We start from the raw sequence: 25,219 nt of genomic DNA, 5'->3' as shown, positions 1-25,219 counted from the left end.
ATATCAATCAGTATGATGGGTAAAAATAAAAAATAGAAGCTTAAATACTGCAGTGATCCAAAAGTAACATTGGGATTTGATCGGGATAGGGACAATTTAGAGTAAAGTCATAATCTCCTAGTTAACCAAGCACGGTTTTAATGGCAGATTATTTGCTTGACTGGATATATAGTGCTGTACAAAGTCAATAAGCAACAAGGGCTTAAAAAAGCTGAGATATAATATTACTAATTACATAGATAATATTTAAGAAGAAGCTTTGAGTAATTCTGAGTTTCTTACATTTAAGAATGTAACAGTTAGTACTGATTATAACTAGACTCAGAAAAAACTTTAGGTTCCTTCAGTTTGACTCTATATCGACTATGAACTCTGTCAATAATAATCAGAATTATCAGATTATCGAAAAAATCTATGAAAGTCCTAACTCCTTAGTTTATCGAGCTATCCTCAAGCAAGATAATCAAGCTATTATTCTCAAAATTCTTAAAGAAAACTATCCTACTCCTTCCCAACTTACCTACTATAGACAGGAATATGAAATTCTTCGTTCCTTGGATGTAAATAATATTATTAAAGCTTACGATTTACAAAGATACGAAAATACTTTAGCAATACTCTTAGAAGACTTTGGTGGTGAATCTCTAAAATTATTAATATCTCAATCTCAATTAAACTTAGAAAACTTTCTGAATATTGCTATTAAAATAACAGAAAGTTTGGCTGCAATTCATCAAGCTAATATCATCCACAAAGATATTAATCCTGCCAATATTGTCTATCACTTCCAAACAGGACAACTAAAAATCATTGACTTTGGCATATCTACCCGTTTATCCCAAGAATTTCTCACAGTTCTTCTCCCCCATCAACTAGAAGGAACTTTAGCATATATTGCTCCAGAACAAACAGGTAGAATGAACCGAGGCATAGATTATCGTAGCGACTTTTATTCCCTGGGCGTAACTTTCTATGAACTTTTAACTAATCAACTACCTTTTGAAACAACAGATCCCATGGAGTTAGTTCATTGTCATATTGCCCAACAACCATTACCAGTGCATGAACTAATTCCCGATATTCCTATAGCTATCTCTAACATTATCAACAAACTATTAGCAAAAACCCCAGAAGAAAGATATCAAAGTGCTTGGGGAATAAAAGCAGATCTAGAAACCTGTCTGGATAAATTAAAGATTGTAGGAAAAATTTCAGATTTTCCAATAGCTACTCAAGATATTTGTGAGAAGTTTCAGATTCCTCAAAAACTCTATGGTAGAGAACAGGAAATTAATCAACTGTTAACAGCATTCGAGCAAGTAAGTCTGGGAAAAACTGGAATAATTCTGATTTCTGGTTATTCAGGAATTGGCAAATCAGCATTAGTCAATGAAATTCATAAACCCATCACAAAAAAACGAGGACAATTTATTAGTGGTAAATTTGACCAATTGCAGAGAGATATTCCTTATTCAGCGATTTCTCAGGCATTTCAAGAGTTAATTCGTAAACTGCTAAGTGAACCAGAAATAACTCTACAAAATTGGAAAAATAAACTATTAGAAGCTCTAGGAAATAACGGTCAAATTATTATTGATGTAATTCCCGAACTGGAAAAAATTATCGGGCAACAACCACAAGTAGAACAACTAGGTGCTGCTGAAAGTCAAAATAGATTTAATTTCTTATTTCAAAAATTTCTGAGTGTATTTTGTCAAAAAGAACATCCTCTAGTTATCTTTATTGACGATTTACAATGGGCAGATTTACCATCGCTAACATTAATTGAGCAATTAATGTCAGATTCAGAAAACCAATATTTTCTTTTAATAGGAGCATATCGAGATAATGAAGTTAATTCTACTCATCCTCTAGTACGGACTTTAGAGAACATCAAGCAAGGGAAAGTACCAGTATCGGAAATTACCCTTAACACCTTAAAATTTAATCATATTAATCAATTAATTGCTGAAACCCTAGGTTGCTCAACAGAAATTACTAAATATTTAGCTGAATTAGTTGCTAAAAAAACAGGAGGTAATCCATTTTTCCTGACTCAACTGCTTAATTATTTATATCAAGAAAAATTCTTAGCATTTAACCCAGAGAAATCTCCTAGCTACTGGGAATGGGACCTAGAAGAAATTGAGAGAGTATCTATCACCGATAATGTAGTTGAATTGATGGTCAGAAAAATTGAAAAATTAGATAATAAAACTCAACAAGTTCTCAAATTAGCAGCTTGTATTGGCAACAAATTTAATTTAGAAATTCTGTCAATTGTCAATAATAAATCTCAAATAATAACAGCTCAAGAAATACAGTCAGCTCTAGATGAAGGTTTAATAATTCCTCTAGACAATAGTTATAAAGTTCCTCTGCTTTGGAGTTTAGAAGAATTACCAAATAATAGCTCAAATATTTTATCTGAGTATTCTACATATATTCCCTACAAATTTTTACATGACCGAGTACAACAAGCTGCTTATTATTTGATACCAGAAGTAGAAAAAAAGCAGGTTCATCTACAAGTAGGTCGTTTGCTACTAAAAAATATTCAAGAGGATGAATTACAGAATAATATTTTTGATATTGTTAATCAACTGAACGAAGGTTGGGAGTTAGTTACTGAGCAATTAGAAAAAAATGAGTTAGCTAAATTAAATCTTCAAGCTGGAAAAAAAGCTAAAGCATCAAATGCTTATGAACCTGCTCTTAAATATTTGGAATTAGGATTAGAATTATTAGAGATTAATAGTTGGGAAAATAACTATCAACTAACCCTAGAACTTCATTTAGAAACATTAGAAGTTCTTTACTTAAATGGCAAATTAGAACTGGCTCAAAATATTGATACTATTGTTATCGAAAAATCGAATAAAATCCTTGATAAAGTTAAAGTATATGAGCTAAAAATCAACTATCACAGGTCTCAACTTCAACTAGAATTAGCTATAGATAGTGGATTAGAAATTTTAAAACTACTGGGATTAACTTTGCCAAAAAAACCAGGAAAAATGAAGATTTTAGCTAAACATTTTCAGGTAAAATCACTCCTAAGAAAGACACGGATTGAAGATTTAGGCGATCTGCCACAAATAACAAATCCCAATCAACTTGCCGCTGTAAATATTTTATCAGCTCTTTATTCTCCCGCCTACTCAACAAATCAAAATTTATTTTATTTGATTATTCTGAATCTACTTTATATTCATATCAAATATGGAAATTCTGAATTTGCTTCTGTTGCATACATTGGGTATGCTTCTCGCTTGTGTGAGACAGTAGAGAACATTGATTTGGGCTATAGGTTTGGTCAATTATCTTTAAAACTATCAGATAGATTAACACTACAATCATTAAAACCTATAGTTTTACATATGTTTTATGGTTTTGTTAAATACTGGAAAAATAATGCTAGTAAAGAACTAAAACCTTTGGTTGAAGTGGTTCAAACTGGACTTGAGTATGGAGAGATAGCATATAGTGGCTTTGCTGCTGCAAACTATTGTTATATCTCATTATTTTACAGTGGAGAAAATTTACAATCTATTCAAAAAAAAGTTAATGAATATATATCCTTGTTTGCCAAGTATAAGGATAAGTATGGAAATGATTTATTTGTTTTTTGCGGGGAATTTTGTTCAGATTTAATCAATATTAATTCAGATAACAATACTTTTACTGACAAAAGTAAAAAAGATAATGGTTATGATATGGATTTTTACATAAACAATCAGTTATATCTTTTAATTCTTTTCGCTGCAATTTTTGAAAATATTAAATTTTATTTTTTAAAATGTTATGTAAAAGCCATTGAATATAGCAATTTATGTGAAAAATATCAAGCTTTTGGTTCTAGTGTGAACTTAATACCTCAGTGCAATTTTTATGAATCTCTGACTCTTTTAGCTGTTGCTTTAGAGAGCAATAAAAATCAACAGAAAAAAAAAGTCTTAAAAAAAGTATTGACCAATCAAAAAAAAATGAAAAAATGGGCACAAAAATCCCCAATAAATTATCAAAATAAATATGATTTAGTAGAAGCAGAAAAAGCACGATTTTTAGGAAAAAATTGGCAAGCACAAGAATTTTATGAAAAAGCGATTCAAGGAGCAAAAAAAAATGAATTTATCCATGAAGAAGCTTTAGCTTATGAACGAGCTTCTGAATTCTATCTGGCTCTTGGTAGAGAAGAAATCGGTCAACTTTACCTCATAAATGCATATCATTGTTATAACAATTGGGGCGCAAAAACTAAAGTAAAACAATTAGAATCAGAATATCCTCAATATTTTATTAGAATAACAAATCAAAGCACATCTAAAATTCTGAATACAACCAGTTCTATCAGTGGTAATGATGGAGAAATTCTCGACTTAACAACAGTTATTAAAGCATCCCAAGCAATTTCTGGTGAAATCAAACTGGAAAAACTCCTCAACAATTTAATGAAAATTACCATTGAAAATGCCGGGGCGCAAAAAGGTTTTTTGATTCTCAACCATGAAGGTAATTGGTTGATAGAAGCTCAAGGAAAAATTCATAGTGACGAAGTAACAATTTTACAATCAATTTCCATCGAATCTACAGACCCAAAAACATTAATTCCTATTTTACCAACCACCATTATTAACTATGTAATTCGCACTCAAGAAAATATTGTTCTTAACGATGCACTCCAGGAAGGACAATTTATTGATGACCCTTATATCATCGCCACAAAAAGTAAATCAATTCTCTGTACTCCCTTAATTAATCAAGGCAAATTAAGAGGAATTATTTATTTAGAAAATAACTTAACTACAGAAGCATTCACCTCAAAACGAGTCGAACTTTTAAATATACTATCTGCTCAAGCTGCTATCTCTATTGACAATTCAAGACTTTACGCAAAAGTTAGGGAAAATGAAAGCAGGTTAGCTCAATTTTTGGATGCTATGCCAGTAGGTGTGGCAATTATAGATGCTTCTGGTCATCCCTACTACTTTAACCAAGTTGCTAAGGAATTATTGGGTAAGGAAGTAGTATCAGATGTCACATCAGAACAAATAGCTTCAACTTATCAGCTTTATAAAATCAGCACGGGCGAAGAATATCCATCACAGGAACTGCCTATTATCCGCGCTCTACAAGGGGAAAGTTTGACCACAGAAGATGTTGAAATTCGCCAAGGTAACAAGGTAATTCCCCTGGAAAATTTTTCCACTCCTGTTTATGACGAACAAGGAAAGATTATTTATGCTATTGGTTCTTTTACAGATATCACAGAACGAAAAAAAGCTGAAGCCGATCGCCAACGTTTTACTAACGAGCTATTTGAACTTAATAAAGCTTACGAACGCTTTGTTCCTAATCAGTTTCTCCAACTTTTGGATAAAGAAAGCATTGTTGATGTAGAATTGGGAGACCAAGTACAATTAGAAATGTCAGTTTTATTTTCTGATGTTCGTAATTTTACTACGATGTCAGAAGCGATGACTCCCGATGAAAATTTTCGCTTTATTAATTCCTTTTTATCTAGGATGGAACCAGCAATTTTAGAGCATCAAGGTTTTATCGATAAGTATATAGGCGATGCCATTATGGCTTTATTTTCTGGAGATGCCGATAATGCAGTGAAAGCAGGTATTTCTATGCTCAAGCGACTGACTAAATATAATCAAGACCGTGCTAATTCTGGCGATCCTCCTATCGGCATCGGTGTCGGTATTAATACTGGTCTTCTGATGCTAGGTACTGTCGGTGGTGAAAATCGTATGGATGGTACTGTGATTAGCGATGCCGTAAATTTGGCTGCTCGAGTGGAAAGTTTGACTAAAAATTATGGAGCGTCATTGTTAATTACGGAACAGACTTTTTCACGTCTGACACAACCAAGCAACTATGCTATTCGCTCCATAGATACAGTTAAAGTCAAGGGTAAATCGCAACAAGTAACTGTTTATGAAGTTTTCGATACAGATCCACCTGCAGTTAAGGAAGGTAAACTCAAGACCCTACCAAAATTTATAGAAGCTATATCGCTTTACAACTCTGGTCGGTCATTGGAGGCAGGACGACTGTTTGCAGAATGCTTGAAAATGAACCCAAGCGATCGAGTTGCTCAAATGTACCTCCAACGTTTCTTTACCACAGATGAAAAATAACTAGGGTTTGCTGAAAAAGTCTTTTAGTAGGGGATTTGGCTGCTCGAGTGGAAAGTTTGACTAAAAATTATGAGGCGTTGTTGTTGATTACGGAACAGACTTTTTCACGACTGATATCATGTCCGGTTGAACAGTGATAAATAAATAACTACGGAGGAGTCAGTCCTCAGGAGTCAGGAGTCAGGAGGAAAGAGGGAAGAAAGAAGAAGAACTGGAGTTGAAGGAGAAAGTTTTTTTATCACTAATTATCCGGACATGATATGACACAACCAAGCAACTATGCTATTCCCTCCATAGATACGGTTAAAGTGAAAGGTAAATCGCAACAAGTAACTGTTTATGAAGTTTTTGATGCCGATCCACCTGAAATTAAGGAAGGTAAATTAAATACCCTAGAAAAGTTTACAGAAGCTATGTCCCTTTACAACTCTGGTCGGTCATTGGAAGCAGGGCGACTGTTTGCAGAATGCTTGAAAATGAATCCAAGCGATCGAGTTGCTCAAATATACCTGCAACGTTTCTTTGTGCCTTGAAGAAGGAAGAAGGCAGAAGGAAGAAGGAAGAAGGCAGAAGGCAGAAGGAAGAAAGGCAGAAGGCAGAAGGAAGAAAGGCAGAAGGGAAAATTGCATGGGGATATTCTTCGATACGCCACTTTGTGTCTACAAACCCCAAAAAATTTTAAGCACCGTGTAGACAGTCGGGTATTAAACTCGCCACAGAAAATATAAATAGGGTTTGCTGAAAAAGTCTTTTAGTAGGGGTAGGAGACAGGAGACAGGAGACAGGAGACAGGAGAAATGGGAATTACAGAGGATGTAGTTGGAAGAATTGTCCCTGAATTTTTCTGCCCAACTCTTGCACAAAATGCGCTCCTTTTTGAGCTATCTTGACCGAAAAGCGGGCACTTTTTTCAACCTAATCATGCTGAAACCTTTATATGTCAATGGTTTTAAATTTAATCAGCAAACCCTAAATAAAGTTAGTCCATTAGATATTTCCAATTAATAAAAAATAAAATCGATTATCGCACAGAAATTATCAATGATTTCCACCTACTCCCTCTTTTGGAGGAGATGTCTATTTTGTGATGAAACCCACATTCCGCACGTCAAGAGCGTAACATTAAAAGTAGTATATAAACCCGTAGCTTGGTAAATATTTATACTATGCAAATCATCTTAATTACTTTTTTCGTTGATCAAATTCCGAGTAAATAACTAAGCATAAATACTTGCTATACATGATTACTCAATCACGACAGCTATGATTTTCTTCTAAAATTCTGTCTCCTGTCTCCTGTCTCCTGATATCGTGTCCGGTAGCATCGGAGCGTGTATAAAATCAAGGTGACACTCTTGAGAAAACCTTCTGCCTCCTGCCTCCAGCTCCCGCTGCCTTCCTTCCACCAAAGTCTAATTATTCAACCGGACATGTCGTCAACTCGCCGAGGAGCTTAGGCTCGGTAGGAATCCCCGTGCCTTCAGGCCGGGGAGGATGTCAAGCATCTTAACTAATCAGGACTTACGCAAAGGCACTATTTATATAGTACAAGTACTATTGTTCAATAGTTTTTAGCACTATATATAGCGTATCTGCGTAAGTCCTATAATGTTTTTACTACTCCCACACTCCCCACACTCCCCACACTCCCCTACTCCCCCACTCCCCCACTCCCCTACTCCCCTACTCCCCCGCTCCCTGTTCCTTTCCCAAAGCAGCAGGAGGGGTAGATTTACCTGCTAAACCAATCAAAGCTAACAAAGCAATAACATAAGGCAACATCTCTAAAAATTGATAGGGAATATTCAGATTAAAAGCTTGAACTCTCAATTGCAAAGCTTCTGTTGCTCCAAATAATAAACAAGCTAAAACTGTATTAACGGGATGCCATCTACCAAATATTATAGCTGCCAAAGCAATAAAACCTTTTCCACTACTCATGCCTTCAGTGAAAAATTTCACATGAACTAATGCTAAATAAACTCCACCTAAACTTGCCAAACAACCACTAAAACCCACACTTAAATAACGCACTAAACTAACAGATATTCCTGCTGTAGCTGCTGCTTGAGGATATTCACCAACTGCTCTTAAAGCTAAACCCCAACTGGTATTAAAAATCAGATAAGTACAAACCGGAATTAATAATAAAAGTAAATAAAATAATAAGTCTTGATTGAAAAATATTCCCAAAATAGGCAAATCTTTTAATCCCAAAAAATTGATAGTTTCAATACCTGGTAGAGCAATTGTGCCACTGTCAAATAATACCCTAGCTCCATAAGCAGTTAATCCCGATACTGCTAAATTTATTGCCAAACCAGACACTAATTGATTGACTTTTAAACTGACACAAAGATAAGCATGAATTAAACCTAAAATTCCCCCGGCAAAAATTGCTACTAAAGTTCCTATCCAGACATTTTCAGTGGAAATAGAAACAGCCGCACTAACAAAAGCTCCAGTTAATAACATTCCTTCCAAAGCAATATTAAGGATGCCGGAACGTTCGGAAAATATTCCACCTAAAGCTGCAAAAGCTAGAGGAACAGAAAGTCGAATTGTGGCAGATAAATAATCAGAGAAAAAGTCGATATTTGTCATTTTTTGATGATTGTTTTTGATGAAAAAGTTATACCTTTTCACGGAATTCAAAAGTCAAAAGTCAAAAGTCATGCATTATGATTTCATAGCTCAAAACTTTGATGCTTCAGTAATTTCAGCAAATTATTCGACATCTAAAGTTTGAAACTATTTGTAACATTCTTTTTTCAAATTGGTATTAGTCATTAATAAGAAAGTTTAAAGGTGGTGCATTGTAATGGTTGTCTATTGTAATTATTTTGCTTAAGGAAATAGTGGGAGCATCTTGCTCCCATCCTATTTATTCTTCATAAGGTACACCCGTCGCGGGCAAGATGCGCGCACTACAAAGGTTTTATTATTAATATTTATAATTTATATCTTGGAACCTATTTATTCTTTATCAGGTACATCTGTCGCGGGCAAGATGTGCGCACTACAATATTCGGAACTTGCACAAAAGCACTATCTATAGAGTTAATTAACTATTGGACAATAGTATTGAGCGCTATATATAGCTTATCTGCGTAACTCCTATAATATTTATAGTTTATATCTATCTTGGAACCTATTGATTTTTCATCAGGTACATCTGTCGCGGGCAAGATGTGCGCACTACAATATTCGGAACTTGCACAAAAGCACTATCTATAGAGTTGATTAACTATTGGACAATAGTATTGAGCGCTATATATAGCTTATCTGCGTAACTCCTATAATATTTATAATTTATATCTTGGAACCTATTTATTCTTTATCAGGTACACCCATCGCGGGCAAGATGCGCGCACTACAATATTTGGGACTTAGGCAAACACTATCTATAGAGTTGATTAACTATTGGACAATAGTATTGAGCGCTATATATAGCTTATCTGCGTAAGTCCTAATATTATTATTAATATTTATACTTTATATCTTAGAATCTGTTGTAAATCTTTTTCTTTGCTCTTCAAACGCTAGACTTATTGCCAAAAACAACACTGTCAAACCTTGAATAGCATAAACAATAGTTATCGAAACCCCCGCACTCCGCTGCATCACATTTGCCCCACTCCTGAGAACGCCAAAAAATAGAGATGTTAAAACTACTGCCAGTGGGTTGCCCCGACTTAATAACGCAATGGCGATCGCGTCAAAACCATAACCAGGAGAAAAGTTTTCAAATAACCGATATTTTGCTCCTAATACTTCTGCACTTCCTGCTAAACCTGCCAACCCACCGGATAAACCCATGACTGCCAAAATAGTCTGGTTAACAGAAATTCCGCTGTAACGAGCTGCACTAGGGTTTTGCCCAACCGCATCCACTTGATAACCGAAAGCTGTAAACGACAACACCACGGCTAAAATTATGGCAATAACTAACCCCAATAAAATTCCAGCGTGAGCTTGAGTTTTGGGCAAAATTATCGGTAAACGTGCTGACTCAGCAATTAGAGGAGTGTAGGGACTGGGGGCATCGGGGGCGATAAGTGGTTCATTCACCATGTAATTGACAAAATTTTGAGCGATGTAGTTGAGTAATAGGGTAGTCAACACCTCGTTTAAACCACGGGTAACTTTGAGAAAACCAGCGATCGCTCCCCAAAATGCTCCGAGAAGAAAACCTGCCATCAATGCTAGGGGTAAATGTATCCATATTGGTAAATTAGGTAAATATAGTCCGGCGACAACACTGCCTAAAGCTCCCATATAAATTTGCCCTTCCCCACCGAGATTAAATAAACCTGCTCGTAATGCTATTAATATTCCTAAACTTGCTAACAATAGTGGGGTAGTTTTGCTGAGGGTATCGCTGAAACCAAAGTAGGTTGTGAGAGATTCTTGGAATAGAGCGGTATAGGCAGTTACAGGGTTGGTTTGTGCTAAAAGCATTAAACCTGCTCCTGTTAATAAGGCGGCGAATACTGCAAATATTGGGAGTAGAATTTTCTGCATTAGTTTGTAGTTGGGTTTTAGCTCCTAAAAATTTTATCTTAAAATTATGGCGTTGCTGATTCTGGGTATAATTTTGCCCCCCTAGCCCCCCAAAATTGGGGGAGGGCTGTTTCATTCTCAATAGACACGGGGACACGGAGAAACGGAGACACGGGGATAGAGGCTTTTAAGCGACGTTGAACCAGATATCCTCTCAGAGTTTAAAGACGCTTATTGGCGCTCAAAATCGGCAAATTTTGGTGAATTTCACTGTTCCACTATTCCTTCATTTCCCGTTCTCCTTCAATCGTTAACTTACGGGACTTTGAAACAGCCCTGCCCAAAATTGGGGGGGATAAAACTCTAAAAGTCCCCCAAAATTGGGGGATGCGCGGGGGCTTTACCAGAACCAAACAATCGCACATTCATACTTCAATTCAGCAACGCCAAAATTATTAGCAAAACTTGTAGGGTGCGTTAGACGGTTTAAATTCAGACTATGAAAGGTATTTAGGAGTCCGTCGTAACGCACCATTGCATCTACAAAACACTTAACGGTGCGTTACGGCGCAATGTAATGTTTGATAGTTCCACGGTAGTTTGTGGTAAGCGCCTAACGCACCCTACTGGACTTTATTACCACCGTTGATTTTTGTTGGGTTTCCTCCGTCAACTAAAAATTTTATCTCAATATTATGTCTGTTTTTGTTCGTTCACAATAAAAACCATAAACCGTAGGTTGGGTTAAGCGGCAGCGCAACCCAACATAAAACTTCTCAACTTGCTCTACTATTATGGCTGTATTAGCACCGTTGATTTTTGTTGGGTTTCCTCCGTCAACCCAACCTACACAATACTGAAACGTTTATATGTTAAAGCCTACAAGTCTCTGCGCGAGAGAATAGCCAGAAATCCACCCACTTTCTTTCCCACAACACTATATAGGGGAGGTAGCCTTGGTTAGGCGTATTCTCGTAGTTCACCTCATCGTCCCATCCTACTGCTGCTATAAACAACTTCCACACTTCTTTATAATTCTCTTTCTTGTAACTCTCAAAACCCAAATCTCTTATAATTTTCTTTTGTACAGAAAAGCCAAACTGATTATCACTATATTTTACCCAAAGCTTGTCTACTATGTAGAGTTCTGTGCAGGGAAATTTCTCTACATCTTCTTCTTCCAGGTATCCTTGCTCCTCTCGCCCTGCAACTTGTAAAATAACTTTATAAGTTTCATAGTCTGCCTCTTTCCACTTCTTAGCAGCTAGGAATTCACGCAGTTTAAAATATTTAGAAGGTAAACTTTGTTGTGGTGGTAAAACTTCCAGGAGTTTTTTAATTTCTCCATTTTCAAAAATATACTTTTTGCCAGGTTTTTGCTCCTTATCCAATATCATTTCAGAGCAAAGTAATTGTTGAATTTTCGGGTAATTTTTCAGCCAATAATTTGCATTTCCTGTTTCCTTATTCTTAGGTGTAGATTTAAGACCGAGTCTGATGGAATTATTTGATTTAAGAGATTTATCAACAGCATCTTTTTCTAACTCAGCAAGTAGTTGATTATTATTCTTTAATTCCAAAAGAAGACGGGGATATCTGAGGGTAATAGCAGTAAACTTACCTATTTGTTCAATGGTTATTGTTTCTCTTTCAGCAAAAGTAACTCCAATAGAATAATAGGCAATATAAATCCTAAGTCTCAGTACATTAATATATTGTTTTAAACGACGGGGATTATAATCAAAAAAAGGAGCAACCATCTCTATAACTTTAGTAAGGCTTTTTGAATCTAAATTTTTTTCAATAATTGGGAAAATAGCTAAATCTGGATATGAAATATTAGCCTCTTGAGATTCTAGATTTTGTTCTGAAAAAGAAGAGTCTTTTGCTTCTGTTTTTTCTGCTTCTTTTTCTTTTGATGAAAATATTCTGTCTTTAAATTTTTCTATCCATTCTTTTGCATCATTAAATCTTGCGGGCAAATCAAATACTTCAGCAATTAAACTATGAGGAATCCAAAAAAAGTATTTTTCTTGTTTTTCTGTACAAGTTTTTATTTCTGATATTTTATCAATAAAACTATCCAACGTCTTTTGAGAAGGTGCAGGAACTGAAAATGATAATTGCACAAACTTTTCCAAAAAACTAAAACCATAATCAACCTTTTTGCTCAACTTCTGACTTTCATTTTCCTCTCCTTGATTTTCAGCGATCGCTGAAGCTAGAAAAGGAATAACATCTCTTTGTTTAAAACTTATTGCTGCTGCTACCTTTTCTCTATCCATACCCAAAATAAAAATTATCTTTGGGTCGTTAGAAATCATCATATTTAGAGCTTGTAATAAATCGGCAGATTTATCCAACTCACAACGATCAATGTCATCAATAAAAACATAAATCTTCTCATCTTTACCCACATAAGCATCAACAATTTTAGAAAAATCCTCGTGAAACTTTTCAACAAAAGCAACTTGTTTTTCATAATTACGGTGCTGAAAATATTGAGTAAAATCTATTTTCGGGCTGCCAATTAAGTCTCCTATTATTCCCAAAAGGTTTCTTATTGCCAAAAGGGAACCGCCAACCAAGCCACCGCTAAAAAGAATATTGAACCAACCATTTAGATTTGAATCCGTTTTAACAATATCTGCCAAAATTTTAGATAATTGAGGAATTCTCTCCAACCAAACATTCCAAGACACAACTATAATAATTACAATAGTATAAATAATTAAAACAAATTTTATTAAGGCTTGAATTGCTTTTAACGGTTTTCCTATGAATTTAAAGCCAGAAATGAATAGCTTAAAACCATAAAAAATATTAATTACAAAATCAGATAAATTGCGATTATTAGACAATTGTTCTAAAAAAGACAGAGTAAAAGCAGCCCAAAGTGATTCAGATTTTTCATGTCGCCAAGCATTAAACCAAATTGTTTTAGTTTCTTGTTTAAATTTTAATCTGAAAAGTTCATAGATGTCTGATATATCGCTGAAAATAATCCGGTCTTTTTTTATTTTCTGCCAAACTTTCTCTAAATCTTCTTTATCTAATTCTTTAGACTTATTTTTCACCTCAGCTTCAAGTTGTTTCATAAAAGAAGACTTACCGCTACCCCATTCACCTTCGATAGAAATAGTTAGTGGTGGTTTAGTATCTTTATGAGTTAAAAATTCAGCCATTGCTATTACATAAGGGGCAAAACCAAGTTCATCATTTGTCGTAGGTTGGTCGCCCACCGTAATAATTTGCTTTGAGTTTTCCGTAGAATCTGACATAATTTTAAAAGTCAATAATTAATACCAATTTGTTCAAGATGTGGAGGACTTTGATCCCCCCAAACCCCCCTTATAAAGCATAGCTTTATAAACATCTTTCTTAACATAAAACTTGACAAAAAGAGTCAAGTGATGTCTTGGCATTTGAGAGGCTTTTTGCGGAGAAAAAGTACATTGAAAAATACATTTTTTTGATAACTTAAGTAGTTTTGCTTATCTATCTATACTCTTTCTCCCTTCTCCCCTGCTCCCTACTCCCCTGCTCCCCTGCTCCCCACAAGGTTTTCAGAAGTTCCTTATAAGGGATAGCTTATCAAGGGGGGATTAATAATTCAGACTTATGCCATCACCTTAATAATTTGCTGGGAATTTTATGTAGATTATGGCAGGCTTTTAAAAGTCAATAATTAATACTAATTTGTTAAAGATATGGAAGAGTTTGATTCCCTCAAACCCCTCGGAAAAATAAAATTTATTCCTCTAACTCCCCCCTTTCCAAGGGGGGCAGGGGGGGGTTCAAAAAGGGTTACTCAGGAATTCAAGCTTATGCCACAACTTTTAAAATAGTATAGGAATTGTAATTATAATGCTTAAAGAACAACAAAAGGTTAATTTAAAAGTTATTCTCAGAGAACGTCTGAAAATTTCCTACTCCGAAATTTCTGAGTTTTGTCAACGCTGGAATATTACTGAATTAGCTTTATTTGGCTCAGTATTACGAGAAGATTTTCACCCTGATAGTGATATTGATATTTTAGTAGTTTATGATTCTTCTTGCCAGTTAACATTGTCAAAATTATTAGATATGCAAGAGGAATTAGAAATAAAGTTTGGACGTGCAGTTGATTTAGTAGAAAAAGCTATGATTAAAAATCCCTATCGTTTAGCTAATATTTTAAAGACTTATCAAGTAATTTATGCAAAACAATGATAGAGATATTGCTTCAGTTTGGGATATGGTACAGGCAATTCGTCGAATTCAGGAATTTATTACTGATGTAAATTACAGTGAGTATTTACCGAATAATTAATAATTAAATAATTTGCGCCTTGAAGCCTCCCCTTTCAAGGGGAAAAAAATAAATTTTTTCCTTTTAGTTAATCCTCTCCCTTTTAGGGAGAGGTAATTATCCATTATCCATTATCCATTATCCATTAATGAAAGAACATTTTGATACAAAGTGCAGTAGAGCGTCAATTTGAAATTTTGGGTGAAGCTGCACGTCGAATATCTTTAGAATTTCAACAATTACACCCTCAGTTAACGAAGTCAGAAGTCAGAAGTCAGAAGTCAGAAGTTAACCCACCCCTAACCCCTCCCAGGAGGGGAAGTAGGGGATTTTAGCAATGCTCCAAAAATATTACGCCTTAAAAGGCGGGGTTTTAGACCCATATTATTTTGATAAATTGGCGCAGTCTTATTGGTTTAAGAAACATTATTGCTCATCGCTATGATGAGGTGAGACCAGAAATTTTGTGGGGAGTTATTGCGTCAGATATTCCCATTTTATTAGAGCAGTTAGAGGTTTTATTGCCTCCTCTTTATAATGAATGAAGATGTTTGGTTTCAATGCCTCAAACCAAGCTACAATTTAACTAAAGGTAATGAAGCTGATAACGCAGTTCCTCCGGTAGGAGGCTAGCTGATAGCTGACCACTGTTTGCGCAGCATTCCGCAGGAAATGCTTAAAAAATTTGTGTTATTTATATGATATAATCAACCAATAAAATTATCAGCAATTAAGGAAAAAAGTCGATTATGGCAACTTATTTAATCACAGGAACTAATCGTGGTATTGGGAAAGAATTATGTAAACAAGTTCATAGCAAAGGTAATAAAGTAATAGCTGTTTGTCGTCACTCAGATGGGGAATTAGAAAGTCTAGGAATTTCTGTAGAAACAGGAGTAGATATTACTTCTGAAAAAGATGTGGCTAACCTAGTTAATCATCTACAAGATTGATCAATGAGAATATATTCCTGGAAACTATTAACTCTCCGATAATACTCAAATTTTTGCCCCCTGTCATAACTTTCTGTTGATCGCGACAATACCTCAATAATTATCTGAGAGTTAGTAATAGTATCTCGCCTACCTTCGGCATAGATAACTGGAGTAGAAATTACCATCACATCTGGATAAGTGTAAATGTTTTTTGTTGGTATTGATAAGCGCAAATCATTTATAGCAGTTTCGTAAGGTTGACCTTTGATACCATATTTTAGGGCAGAAGCAATATTTAGTCCAATTCGATTGTGATTTAACGTACCTCCAGTCATGGGCATGATTTCTCCATCACGATATTCACTTCTAAATTCAGCCGTAGTTTCCTGCTCTAAATACTCTTTGGCAGAATAGCTAATTTGGGTGGCTTGCATTTTTTTTTCTCCCGTGGAATACAATAATATACTATAAACAGTTTATCTTTAGTGATTAAAATTATGCAAAAATTTGTTAGTTTATTTTCCCTTATAGCATTATTACAATTACCAATAATTGTTCAAGCCCAAGAAGAAATATTAGACCCCATAGAAAGAGTAGTTGCTGCAGGATTAATGACCAAAGATGCAGCCGGAAAATTTAATCCTAATGAAATTATTAGCAGAGCAGAATTAGCATCAATTTTAGTCAAAACATTTGATTTAGAAAAACGTGCATTTTCCCAGAAACCAAATATTGAATTAAAAGATGTTTCTTCAGATTATTGGGCTTATAATGATATTCAAATTGTTCTAAAAAATGGTGTAATGAGTGGCTATCGTGAGGGAATGTTTTTTCCCAATTATAAAATTAATCGAGCAGAAGCATTTGCGATTTTTGCTCAAGCTTATGGTGTTTTTCAGTTCCCTGAAGAGAACACTAAAAAGCTATTAAATGATTACCCAGATTCAGAGAAAATTCCTAGTTGGGCAAAAAAATCAATAGCAACAGCATTGTATGAAGGTTTTGTGAATACTGAACCAGGTACAAACAACATAAATCCTTTAGAACCGATGACTCGTGGGGATATGGTTTATGCTTTAAATGCTTATTTAGACCGTCAAGAACGCCCTGCATCTCTTCCCTGGAATGATGATTTGATTCCAGGTGTAACCAGGTAATATTAAACAATTAATAATTAATAATTAATAATTAATAATTACCTCTCCTTAAATAGGGCTTGTTAAATAAAATTGTAATCAATACCAGTTAAGGCTTCCAGGATTAAATAGAGCTTGCTGATTAAATCTAAAAGCATTGACATATAAAGACTTTAGCCTTTTTGGAGTCGAAAAAAGTGCGTCTGTTTCCGTCTAAAGCGCTCAAAAAGTTAGTATTTTAGGCGCATAGTTAGACAGAAAAATTAAGGGACAATTCTTACTTCTACCTTCTCTAAATTCCCATTTCTTCTGTCTTCCCCTCCTGGGAGGGGGAGGGGCGAGGGGTGGGTTGTCTCCTGTCTCCTACCCCTACTAAAAGACTTTTTCAGCAAACCCTAAATATTGCTGAGGGGGTGCAAGGTTTTTGGCTCTTTTAGTCTCAAAATGCTAATATTTTTCTCTGACCATCAGAAAACTTGGTCATAGCAAATAGTCTAAACTGTTCCCTGTTCCCTGTTCCCTGTTCCCTACCCTCACCCATAAGACTTTTTCAGCAAACCCTAAATACATTTTATCCGATGACAAAAAAACGAATTCTACTAATAGATGACGAAGAAGATATTAGAGAAGTAGCTCAACTTAGTCTAGAAATAGTAGGTGGTTGGCAAGTAATTACAGGTAGTTCAGGTGGGGAAGCTGTTGCTAAAGCAGAAGCAGAACAACCAGATGCTATTCTCTTAGATGTAATGATGCCTGAAATAGATGGATTTTCTACTCTTAAACAATTACGAGCTAATCAGGCCACTCAGCAAATTCCAGTAATTTTCCTGACAGCGAAAGTTTGTTCAGAAGACCGCCATCAATTTTTGCAGTTGGGAATAAATGGAATAATTACTAAGCCTTTTGATCCTATGTCTCTGGCAACTCAGGTAGAGACAATTTTGGGTTGGGTTCCATAGTAGTAATATTATGTCCGGTTGAATACTTACACTTTGGAGTCAGGAAGGCAGGAGGCAGGAGGCAGGAGGCAGGAGGGAAGAAAAAGTTAGAAGGGAAAAAGGTTTTTTATCACTGATTATCCGGACATGATATAATACTATTTATCAGAAACTTTTCTACATTTTCTTGAGTAGGGAAGTGGGGGAGTAGGGGAGAATTAAACATGAGAATCATTAATATTAACTGGGCTGCTAATTAGCAAAAAAATTATTATACCTGTGTTAATTACTTAATAACTTAAGTGTTAATTAAATATAGTATTAATGAGTGGGAATTGGTATAGCGTTGCGCGCAAGGCAACAGGCAACAGGCAATAGGCAACAGGAGAATACAAAAGGGTTTACGGCTTCTATTTATGTCAAACACCTTAATGCGTAGCACTATATAATTGTTTTAAATTGACTACTGACTACTGAATATAGACTACTGACTACTAATTACTACTTTAAGTTCAAAAAAATCTAAACTTTAGTGCTTAAAATTACCCAGAAAAAAAAATCTGATATAAACTAAAGTAATATATTATGTAAAGTCACTCTGTAGACTTGATAGATGTCAAACTGGGAATTTTTGCTACAGAAAGAAGGCGATCGAACCTGGCTACCTCTAGAATCAGCCGATGTGGAGATTCTAGAAGGTCGTTATCGAATTGTGGCTCATACCCATATAGCCAATACAGAAGTCCAAATTCAGATTATTCACAATTCTCTCGAAGATGTCCCTCCCTTAAGACGAGTCCAGAAACGTTCTAGTCTTACCCACTCTCAAGGTCTCATCTCTATTATCCCTTTTACCCGCCTCAAACCTGGTAAATGGGAGTTTCGTTGTCAAAGTAAACCAACTACATCATCTGTCAAAGCAAAACAACATATTGTCTATTTAGAAGTATTGCCCACTGATTATGATGATTCAGATTTCTCACAAACGCTAGATGTTCAGAGTCAGGAAATATATCCATTAAAAGATTCAGAAACTCAGCAAAATGAGTCGATTACTAATGAAAATATATCTGTTTTGTCTAGTCAAATAAACTCACTAGATAATCCAGAAGACAATACAGAAAAAAAAGATGTTGAATTAACAACTAAATCAGATGAAATAGAAGTATTGGATGCTCAAATTGAAGAGCAAAATCCCACTAATTTACTAGATGATGATGAAGATTCAAGTATTCAAGTTCAAAATAAACTTGAAGAGGAAAATCATCTATCAGATATTAAAGATACAGAGAATAAATTAACAGAACTAACTGAAATTATCAGACATAATTCATCAATACTTGGGCAAGTAGACCAAGAACAAGCAATAGAATTAGAGGCAAATCAACAGACAGATACTAACGCTACTAATCAGACTAACTCTACTATAAATTATCCTTTACAACTAACCTTAGACCGAGCATCTTATACTGCTCAACCAGGAGAAGCTTTAATTATATCTGGTCAGATTGTCTTAGATAATCAATCTCAAAATCTTCAATCTACAGAAGGTTTTAATCACCTTATATCACAGAATACCTTAACAAAAAATGATTCCTCAATTGCAGAAAATAATACTCCAATTGTTGATGGAAATTTAAAAATTTGTCTGCGTAATCCTCAAACTTCAGAAATTTTAATTGATGTACAACAAGCTCTACCAGAGAAAGCTCCACCTATTATATTTGCTTGTACAATTAATGTTCCAGAAAATATTAAGACACGTCTAATATTAGGGCAAATTACTCTCACAAATAATACAGTTACTTTAGCTAATACATCTTTTACAATTACAGCCCCACTACAGAATTGGTTAGCAGCAATTGATGATAATTTTACTGAAGATGACCATCAAGGAATGGCTGCGAAAATAACTCCGGCAGCAAGAAAACCAGAGCAAAAATCTCCTTCTTTTCAGGATTTAGTAGAAAAAATTAATCAAGTTAAACCCCAGAAGGAATCCGATATAGAACAACCTTTACCACCACAGATATATCAACCTGTTGAAGGAGAGGGAGATTCTGGAACACTAGAGTTACCAACCTTTGGAAACCCACCACCGGAAACAATGGCCAAAGATCAGACTCTGATTAATGAGTTGCTGGCCAAGTCAAATGTTCCTCAAGATTCAGATGAATTAGATGATGTTTGGGAAGATTCAAATAAACTTTCAGAACAAACTAATTTACAAGCTGAAGAAATAGAAAATTCAGAGTCGGAGTCGAAGTTAGAGGCAAAAATTGAGGAAGAGGAAGTACCTATAAATCAACAAAACCTTGTTCCCTTTCCGACAAAATTTGCTCCTAGAAAAGAAGCATTTAAGGCTTTGAATTTGGAGGATAGATTATTTTCTCGGCTGAATTCCTTGGCTAATGATTCTGAGTTGTCCCAATGGATGAAAGCTTCTTCTTTATCTCCAACTGAAGAATCAGAGAATATATCAGAATCTAAAAATAAAGATGGAGCAGATAATTTGTCAGATAGTGATTCGAGCAATAGGATGGTTGATGGTGAGGAACTTGTCAGTGAAAATTCTGATGAAATTAATTGGGAAGCACAAGAGTTTGTGGTTGAAGATGAACAGTTAGATCCACAAGAAAAACAATGGAATGATGGTTTAGCAAATATTTCTCAGTCAGAAGATGAATCAATTTCTAGACAACCTTATATTTTACCAGAAGATCAACCAGTGCCAGTGCCTCATATAGAAGTACTGGCGAAAGAGGTAGTTGCTGGAAAAGATGTAAAAGTTAGGGTACAACTACCGGAGGGTTTGCCTCGCATTTATGTTAAGATTTGGGTTTACGATCGCCAAGCTCAAACAATAGTTACAGGCCCACATTGGTTGACTGATTTTATTCCTAATGGCATGGGGCAATTGGAGGTAATTACAGATTTGTATATTGCTTATGGTTGTTTAGAAATAAAATTTGAAGCGATCGCAGCCGAAGTACAAACTAACCGCGAAAGTCATAGAGCAGTTATTGAACGTTTGGTAGTTCCTCCTCCTCCTCCAATTTTACCTTTTGATGATTTAAATTTGAGTTAGACATCTTTTGTAAGTGAGTTCTTGGGCAAGACCAACTGGTAGCTACTAAGGCAGGCCAACCTTTGCGTAAAGCTTCTATACAGATAGCATGAACTGTTAATTGACAGTCTAACATTTCAACCCCTTCTTTTTCAGCTTGCTTCTGACTAACCTTCATTATAGAATCATCGTTAAATTCAAAAGTTTTGTGACATTGAAGACAGACTAGATGATGATGTTTATGATGGTTGGGGGAGTTAATCTCATAATGTTTGTGTCCTTCAGCTAATTCTAATTCCCGCAAAATACCTACTTTTGTTAATAAATGTAGGGTTCGGTAGACAGTAGAAAGGCTAATTTTTTCCTGTTGATGCAACAACAGATTATATATTTCTTCTGCATTTAAGTGTTTACCTTGAGGTAGGTGTTGAAACATTTGTAAAATGGTCTCCCTTTGGGGAGTCAAACGCCAACCTCTTTGATTTAGTTCAGACTTAAGTGAATCATGCTGATAGAATACCATTTTTATGATTGCCCAGATTTGCTTCTGAATAAACGCATTACTAACTATATATTGAATATATACTTATTGAGAGATTTTTGCAAGAGCTAAGTAGGGGAGCGGGGAAGTAGGGGAGTAGGGGAGAATTTTTTTGCCCAACTATGCGCTAAAAATGCGCTCCATGCATGAGCATGAAGAGCTGAAAACCATGTACTTTTTCAATACTTAAAAAGGCTAAAACCTTTATATGGTAATAATTTGAGATTTAATCAGCAAACCCTAATTAGGGTTTGCGTATGGAAAGTATTTTTGCTGGGGTAGGAGACAGGAGACAACCCACCCCTAACCCCTCCCAGGAGGGGGAGACAGGAGACAACCCACCCCTAGCCCCTCCCAGGAGGGGAGGGGCTAGGGGTGGGTTGGGAGGGGGAGGGGCGAGGGGTGGGTTCCCTACTCCTGTACGGGCGAATCGCGATTCGCCCCTACTCCCTACTCCCTCATTTGGAGGAGATGTCTAATATGATTTTTCGTATTTCATATTACTTCTGTTATACAGCGGTTTTCATTTCAGTAGACCACAGTAGGGACGTTGCATGCAACGTCCCTACAGAATTTTGGTTATGGCGATGTGGTTAATCAAGAGTGAAAAGCGCTGTAATATCATGTTTGGTTGAATACTTACACTTTGGAGGAAGGAAGGCAGAAGGCAGAAGGCAGAAGGCAGAAGGCAGAAGGCAGAAGGCAGAAGGGAAGAAAGGGTTAAAAGGGATAAAGTTTTTTTATAACTGATTATCCGAAAATAAAAAGATAATTTAGAGAACAAAAAGTAACTATAAGAGTGAAGAAAAATACAAAAACTGAGGGCTAATTGTTAATTTTTATATAACATTTCTAACGAGTACTAAATAATGCTTTAATAACATACTTGGGATCGATCTAATTTACTTAGCTTATAGAAAAAAGGCCATGTTTAGAGAGTGAAGGAAGGCAGAGGGCAGAAGGAAAAGAAAGATTCAAAGGGGAGAAGTTTTTTTATCACGCTCTTATCCGGACATGATATCACAATTTACTATTCCCTATTCCCTATTCCCTAGCTTGTAGCGCTATACAAACAGTCTCTTAGACCTAATTAATCAGATTTTGTCCCGAAAATTCAATCAAAAAATCCATAGTTAATCAACAACTTAAAAAATGAATGAAGAAAAACGTCAAGCATACTGGCGTGCCAACAAAGCATTAATCAGGAACTTGCTAATAGTTTGGGCTACAGTTTCAATTATTTTGAGCATTCTATTAGTCCAACCCTTAAATACTATTCAATTTTTTGGCGTTCCTTTCGGTTTTTGGATGGCACAACAAGGCTCCATTTATGTATTCGTAATCTTAATTTTTACTTATGCCATTCAAATGGATAAACTCGATAAAAAATATAATTCTGATAGGAGAGACTAAATGACTGTAGAAGTTTGGACATTTATACTCGTCATCATTTCCTTCATGGGTTATCTGTACATTGGGTGGCGATCGCGAGTCAAAGATAGCAAAGGCTTTTTCGTCGCTGATCAAGGTGTACCTGCTATTGCCAATGGTGCAGCTACAGCCGCCGACTGGATGTCTGCTGCCTCATTTATCTCCATGGCGGGATTAATTTCTTTTTTGGGTTATGATGGCTCCATTTATTTGATGGGATGGACTGGCGGTTATGTGTTGTTGGCACTACTACTCGCCCCATACCTACGGAAGTTCGGCAAATATACAGTACCCGACTTCGTGGGCGATCGCTACTATTCCAATATAGCCCGCATCGTTGCAGTTATTGCTGCCATTTTCGTATCCATGACTTACGTTGCTGGGCAAATGCGCGGTGTGGGTATTGTTTTCAGTCGCTTTTTGCAAGTTCCCATTGAAACTGGCGTTGTCATCGGGATGATTATTGTTGCCTTCTTCGCAATATTAGGAGGGATGAAAGGCATCACTTGGACTCAGGTAGCTCAATATTTTGTGCTTATTGTGGCTTATCTGATTCCAGCTATTGCCATTGCTACAATTATTACAGGTATTCCTATTCCCCAGTTTGCCTTTACTTTCAGCGATATTGTCGAAAAACTGAATCAGGTTCAGGTAGACTTGGGTTTTGCCGAATATACAGCAGCTTTCAGTAACAAAACTATGCTGGATGTTTTGTTTATCACTATTGCGCTGATGGTGGGGACTGCTGGTTTACCCCATGTAATTGTTCGCTTCTACACAGTACCTGATGTCAGGGCGGCGAGATATTCTGCTGGTTGGGCATTATTGTTTATTGCTATCCTATATACAACTGCTCCCGCATTAGCTACTTTCGCCCGATACAACTTAATTGAGAGTTTACACGACAAAACTGTGGCAGAAGTGCAACAGTTAGACTGGGCGACAAAGTGGGAAAAGACGGGTTTGTTAGAATTCACTGATGAAAATAATGACGGTCGCTTTCAATTAACTCCGCACAAAAAAACTGACAAAGATATTGACAAAGAAACTGACAAAGAAACTGACAAAGATATTGACAAAGAAACTGACAAAGTTATCAATGAAATTAAGATCGACCGGGATATCATTGTGCTTTCTACTCCAGAGGTAGCCAAACTTGCTCCTTGGGTAATTGCGTTAGTGGCAGCAGGAGGGTTAGCCGCTGCTTTGTCTACTGCATCTGGTTTATTATTAGTGATTTCCAGTTCCATTGCCCATGACGTTTACTATCGGATGATCGATCCAGGGGCATCAGAGTCGCGACGGTTAATGGTGGGACGGGTAATGGTAGGGTTTGCTATTGCCATTGCTGGTTACTTTGGGGTGAACCCACCAGGGTTTGTTGCTCAGGTTGTGGCGTTTGCTTTTGGTTTAGCTGCTGCAAGTTTTTTCCCAGTAATTATTTTGGGAGTGTTTGATAAACGCACTAACCGAGAAGGAGCGATCGCTGGTATGGTATCGGGTTTGTTATTTACTACTGTCTATATTATAGGTGTCAAATTTGCGGGAATGCCAACATGGTTTTTCGGTGTGTCTGCTGAAGGTATTGGCACTGTGGGTATGGTGCTGAATTTAGTTATTACTTGGGTGGTATCTCGGATGACACCTCCGCCACCTTTGGAAATACAAGAAATGGTAGAAGATTTGCGATCGCCTTTAGCTGTACCTGTTCCCATTAGCGATATTGGGGAGGAAGAGTTGGATTAATTTAAAGAAGGAAAACTTCTAGTTCAGTAGTGGCGTGACACGCATAAAATGGTGCAATAGTAGGGGGCGGGTTCCGCGTTAAGTTAATGGTTTTACCCAGGACTTGGTAAACCCGCCCCCTCTAGAAATCAGGTACTGAAAACTACAACGTCTTAGTTTTTCTGTTGTGGCAGTGAAAAATCAGGTACTAAAAACTACAACGTCTTAGTTTTTCTGTTGTGGTAGTGAAAAATTAGGTACTGAAAACTACAACGTCTTAGTTTTTCTGTTGTGGTAGTGAAAAATTAGGTACTGAAAACTACAACGTCTTAGTTTTTCTGTTGTGGCAGTGAAAAATTAGGTACTGAAAACTACAACGTCTTAGTTTTTCTGTTGTGGCAGTGAAAAATTAGGTACTGAAAACTACAACGTCTTAGTTTTTCTGTTGTGGCAGTGAAAAATTAGGTACTGAAAACTACAACGTCTTAGTTTTTCTGTTGTGG

General features: G+C 36.0%; 17 protein-coding genes. 12 read left to right on the top strand and 5 right to left on the bottom strand.

Translation table 11 applies throughout. The features are described from left to right. Window positions 1-365 precede the first annotated feature (365 nt). The 3 genes from F6K54_RS03890 (at window position 366) to F6K54_RS03880 (ending at window position 6,842) form a co-directional block, all read left to right on the top strand. Window positions 366-6,149, top strand: coding sequence for an AAA family ATPase (locus tag F6K54_RS03890; protein WP_293074735.1), 5,784 nt, complete (start codon window positions 366-368; stop codon window positions 6,147-6,149). Window positions 6,150-6,409: 260 nt separating this feature from the next. Next, window positions 6,410-6,682 carry a hypothetical protein gene (locus F6K54_RS03885; RefSeq protein ID WP_293074732.1) on the top strand — a complete coding sequence of 91 codons (273 nt, stop codon included), beginning with the start codon at window positions 6,410-6,412 and terminating at the stop codon, window positions 6,680-6,682. Then, window positions 6,672-6,842, top strand: a complete 171-nt coding sequence (locus F6K54_RS03880) for a hypothetical protein (RefSeq protein ID WP_293074729.1) — start codon at window positions 6,672-6,674, stop codon at window positions 6,840-6,842. Before F6K54_RS03885 ends, F6K54_RS03880 begins: the two co-directional genes overlap by 11 nt. Before the next feature lie 990 nt (window positions 6,843-7,832). Here the strand turns inward: F6K54_RS03880 and F6K54_RS03875 are convergent. The 3 genes from F6K54_RS03875 to F6K54_RS03865 all read right to left on the bottom strand — a co-directional run bounded on the left by F6K54_RS03875 (window position 7,833) and on the right by F6K54_RS03865 (window position 13,933). Continuing rightward, window positions 7,833-8,753 (bottom strand): ABC transporter permease, encoded by a 921-nt coding sequence (locus F6K54_RS03875; protein ID WP_293074726.1) that lies wholly within the window; start codon window positions 8,751-8,753, stop codon window positions 7,833-7,835. A gap of 891 nt (window positions 8,754-9,644) precedes the next feature. Beyond that, window positions 9,645-10,673, bottom strand: a complete 1,029-nt coding sequence (locus F6K54_RS03870) for an ABC transporter permease (RefSeq protein WP_293074723.1) — start codon at window positions 10,671-10,673, stop codon at window positions 9,645-9,647. Window positions 10,674-11,524: 851 nt separating this feature from the next. Next, window positions 11,525-13,933, bottom strand: coding sequence for a P-loop NTPase fold protein (locus F6K54_RS03865; RefSeq protein WP_293074721.1), 2,409 nt, complete (start codon window positions 13,931-13,933; stop codon window positions 11,525-11,527). A 586-nt stretch (window positions 13,934-14,519) separates the two neighbouring features. Between F6K54_RS03865 and F6K54_RS03860 the strand changes: the two genes are divergently transcribed. From F6K54_RS03860 to F6K54_RS03845, 4 genes are all read left to right on the top strand, one after another. Continuing rightward, on the top strand, window positions 14,520-14,864 hold the full coding sequence (locus F6K54_RS03860; RefSeq protein ID WP_293074719.1) for a nucleotidyltransferase family protein: 345 nt from the start codon (window positions 14,520-14,522) through the stop codon (window positions 14,862-14,864). A 240-nt stretch (window positions 14,865-15,104) separates the two neighbouring features. Beyond that, window positions 15,105-15,278, top strand: coding sequence for a DUF86 domain-containing protein (locus tag F6K54_RS03855; RefSeq protein WP_293074716.1), 174 nt, complete (start codon window positions 15,105-15,107; stop codon window positions 15,276-15,278). Window positions 15,279-15,332: 54 nt separating this feature from the next. Beyond that, a complete protein-coding gene (locus F6K54_RS03850; protein WP_293074713.1) occupies window positions 15,333-15,488 on the top strand; it encodes a DUF86 domain-containing protein in 156 nt (51 codons plus the stop codon). A gap of 204 nt (window positions 15,489-15,692) precedes the next feature. Beyond that, complete coding sequence (locus F6K54_RS03845; RefSeq protein ID WP_293074710.1) at window positions 15,693-15,896, top strand: SDR family NAD(P)-dependent oxidoreductase; 204 nt, start codon at window positions 15,693-15,695, stop codon at window positions 15,894-15,896. On the opposite strand, the gene F6K54_RS03840 is transcribed toward F6K54_RS03845, so the two are convergent. Beyond that, complete coding sequence (locus F6K54_RS03840) at window positions 15,881-16,312, bottom strand: Uma2 family endonuclease (protein ID WP_293074707.1); 432 nt, start codon at window positions 16,310-16,312, stop codon at window positions 15,881-15,883. The genes F6K54_RS03845 and F6K54_RS03840 overlap by 16 nt on opposite strands. 63 nt (window positions 16,313-16,375) lie before the next feature. On the opposite strand from F6K54_RS03840, the gene F6K54_RS03835 reads away from it, so the two are divergent. From F6K54_RS03835 to F6K54_RS03825, 3 genes are all read left to right on the top strand, one after another. After that, the gene (locus F6K54_RS03835) at window positions 16,376-17,035 is read left to right on the top strand and encodes an S-layer homology domain-containing protein (RefSeq protein WP_293074705.1); all 660 of its coding nucleotides are present in this window, start codon (window positions 16,376-16,378) and stop codon (window positions 17,033-17,035) included. Window positions 17,036-17,592: 557 nt separating this feature from the next. Beyond that, window positions 17,593-17,973 carry a response regulator gene (locus F6K54_RS03830; RefSeq protein WP_293074703.1) on the top strand — a complete coding sequence of 127 codons (381 nt, stop codon included), beginning with the start codon at window positions 17,593-17,595 and terminating at the stop codon, window positions 17,971-17,973. 592 nt (window positions 17,974-18,565) lie between these two features. Beyond that, the gene (locus F6K54_RS03825; protein ID WP_293074701.1) at window positions 18,566-21,040 is read left to right on the top strand and encodes a hypothetical protein; all 2,475 of its coding nucleotides are present in this window, start codon (window positions 18,566-18,568) and stop codon (window positions 21,038-21,040) included. Here F6K54_RS03825 and F6K54_RS03820 read toward each other — a convergent pair. Further along, entirely contained in the window at window positions 20,973-21,542 is a 570-nt protein-coding gene (locus F6K54_RS03820; RefSeq protein WP_293074699.1) for a Fur family transcriptional regulator, read from the bottom strand. The two genes, F6K54_RS03825 and F6K54_RS03820, sit on opposite strands and share 68 nt — an antisense overlap. Window positions 21,543-22,712: 1,170 nt before the next feature. Here F6K54_RS03820 and F6K54_RS03815 point away from each other — a divergent pair. Together F6K54_RS03815 and F6K54_RS03810 are read left to right on the top strand one after the other, a co-directional pair. Then, on the top strand, window positions 22,713-22,973 hold the full coding sequence (locus F6K54_RS03815) for a DUF4212 domain-containing protein (protein ID WP_293074697.1): 261 nt from the start codon (window positions 22,713-22,715) through the stop codon (window positions 22,971-22,973). Next, a complete protein-coding gene (locus tag F6K54_RS03810) occupies window positions 22,974-24,737 on the top strand; it encodes a sodium:solute symporter family protein (RefSeq protein ID WP_293074695.1) in 1,764 nt (587 codons plus the stop codon). The last annotated feature ends 482 nt before the right edge of the window (window positions 24,738-25,219 follow it).

The sequence above is a fragment of the Okeania sp. SIO3B5 genome (genome assembly GCF_010692555.1).
GTDB lineage: Bacteria > Cyanobacteriota > Cyanobacteriia > Cyanobacteriales > Microcoleaceae > Okeania.
The sequence above is the reverse complement of the archived record's forward strand: the minus strand, read 5'-3'. Positions and strand labels throughout refer to the sequence as shown.

What these genes read in the sequence shown, in the direction of transcription:
- F6K54_RS03890 (WP_293074735.1), top strand. Translation starts at nt 366, where the DNA reads ATGAACTCTGTCAATAATAATCAGAATTATCAGATTATCGAAAAAATC.
- F6K54_RS03885 (WP_293074732.1), top strand. Translation starts at nt 6,410, where the DNA reads ATGACACAACCAAGCAACTATGCTATTCCCTCCATAGATACGGTTAAA.
- F6K54_RS03875 (WP_293074726.1), bottom strand. Translation starts at nt 8,753, where the DNA reads ATGACAAATATCGACTTTTTCTCTGATTATTTATCTGCCACAATTCGA.
- F6K54_RS03870 (WP_293074723.1), bottom strand. Translation starts at nt 10,673, where the DNA reads ATGCAGAAAATTCTACTCCCAATATTTGCAGTATTCGCCGCCTTATTA.
- F6K54_RS03865 (WP_293074721.1), bottom strand. Translation starts at nt 13,933, where the DNA reads ATGTCAGATTCTACGGAAAACTCAAAGCAAATTATTACGGTGGGCGAC.
- F6K54_RS03860 (WP_293074719.1), top strand. Translation starts at nt 14,520, where the DNA reads ATGCTTAAAGAACAACAAAAGGTTAATTTAAAAGTTATTCTCAGAGAA.
- F6K54_RS03845 (WP_293074710.1), top strand. Translation starts at nt 15,693, where the DNA reads ATGGCAACTTATTTAATCACAGGAACTAATCGTGGTATTGGGAAAGAA.
- F6K54_RS03840 (WP_293074707.1), bottom strand. Translation starts at nt 16,312, where the DNA reads ATGCAAGCCACCCAAATTAGCTATTCTGCCAAAGAGTATTTAGAGCAG.
- F6K54_RS03835 (WP_293074705.1), top strand. Translation starts at nt 16,376, where the DNA reads ATGCAAAAATTTGTTAGTTTATTTTCCCTTATAGCATTATTACAATTA.
- F6K54_RS03830 (WP_293074703.1), top strand. Translation starts at nt 17,593, where the DNA reads ATGACAAAAAAACGAATTCTACTAATAGATGACGAAGAAGATATTAGA.
- F6K54_RS03825 (WP_293074701.1), top strand. Translation starts at nt 18,566, where the DNA reads ATGTCAAACTGGGAATTTTTGCTACAGAAAGAAGGCGATCGAACCTGG.
- F6K54_RS03820 (WP_293074699.1), bottom strand. Translation starts at nt 21,542, where the DNA reads ATGGTATTCTATCAGCATGATTCACTTAAGTCTGAACTAAATCAAAGA.
- F6K54_RS03815 (WP_293074697.1), top strand. Translation starts at nt 22,713, where the DNA reads ATGAATGAAGAAAAACGTCAAGCATACTGGCGTGCCAACAAAGCATTA.
- F6K54_RS03810 (WP_293074695.1), top strand. Translation starts at nt 22,974, where the DNA reads ATGACTGTAGAAGTTTGGACATTTATACTCGTCATCATTTCCTTCATG.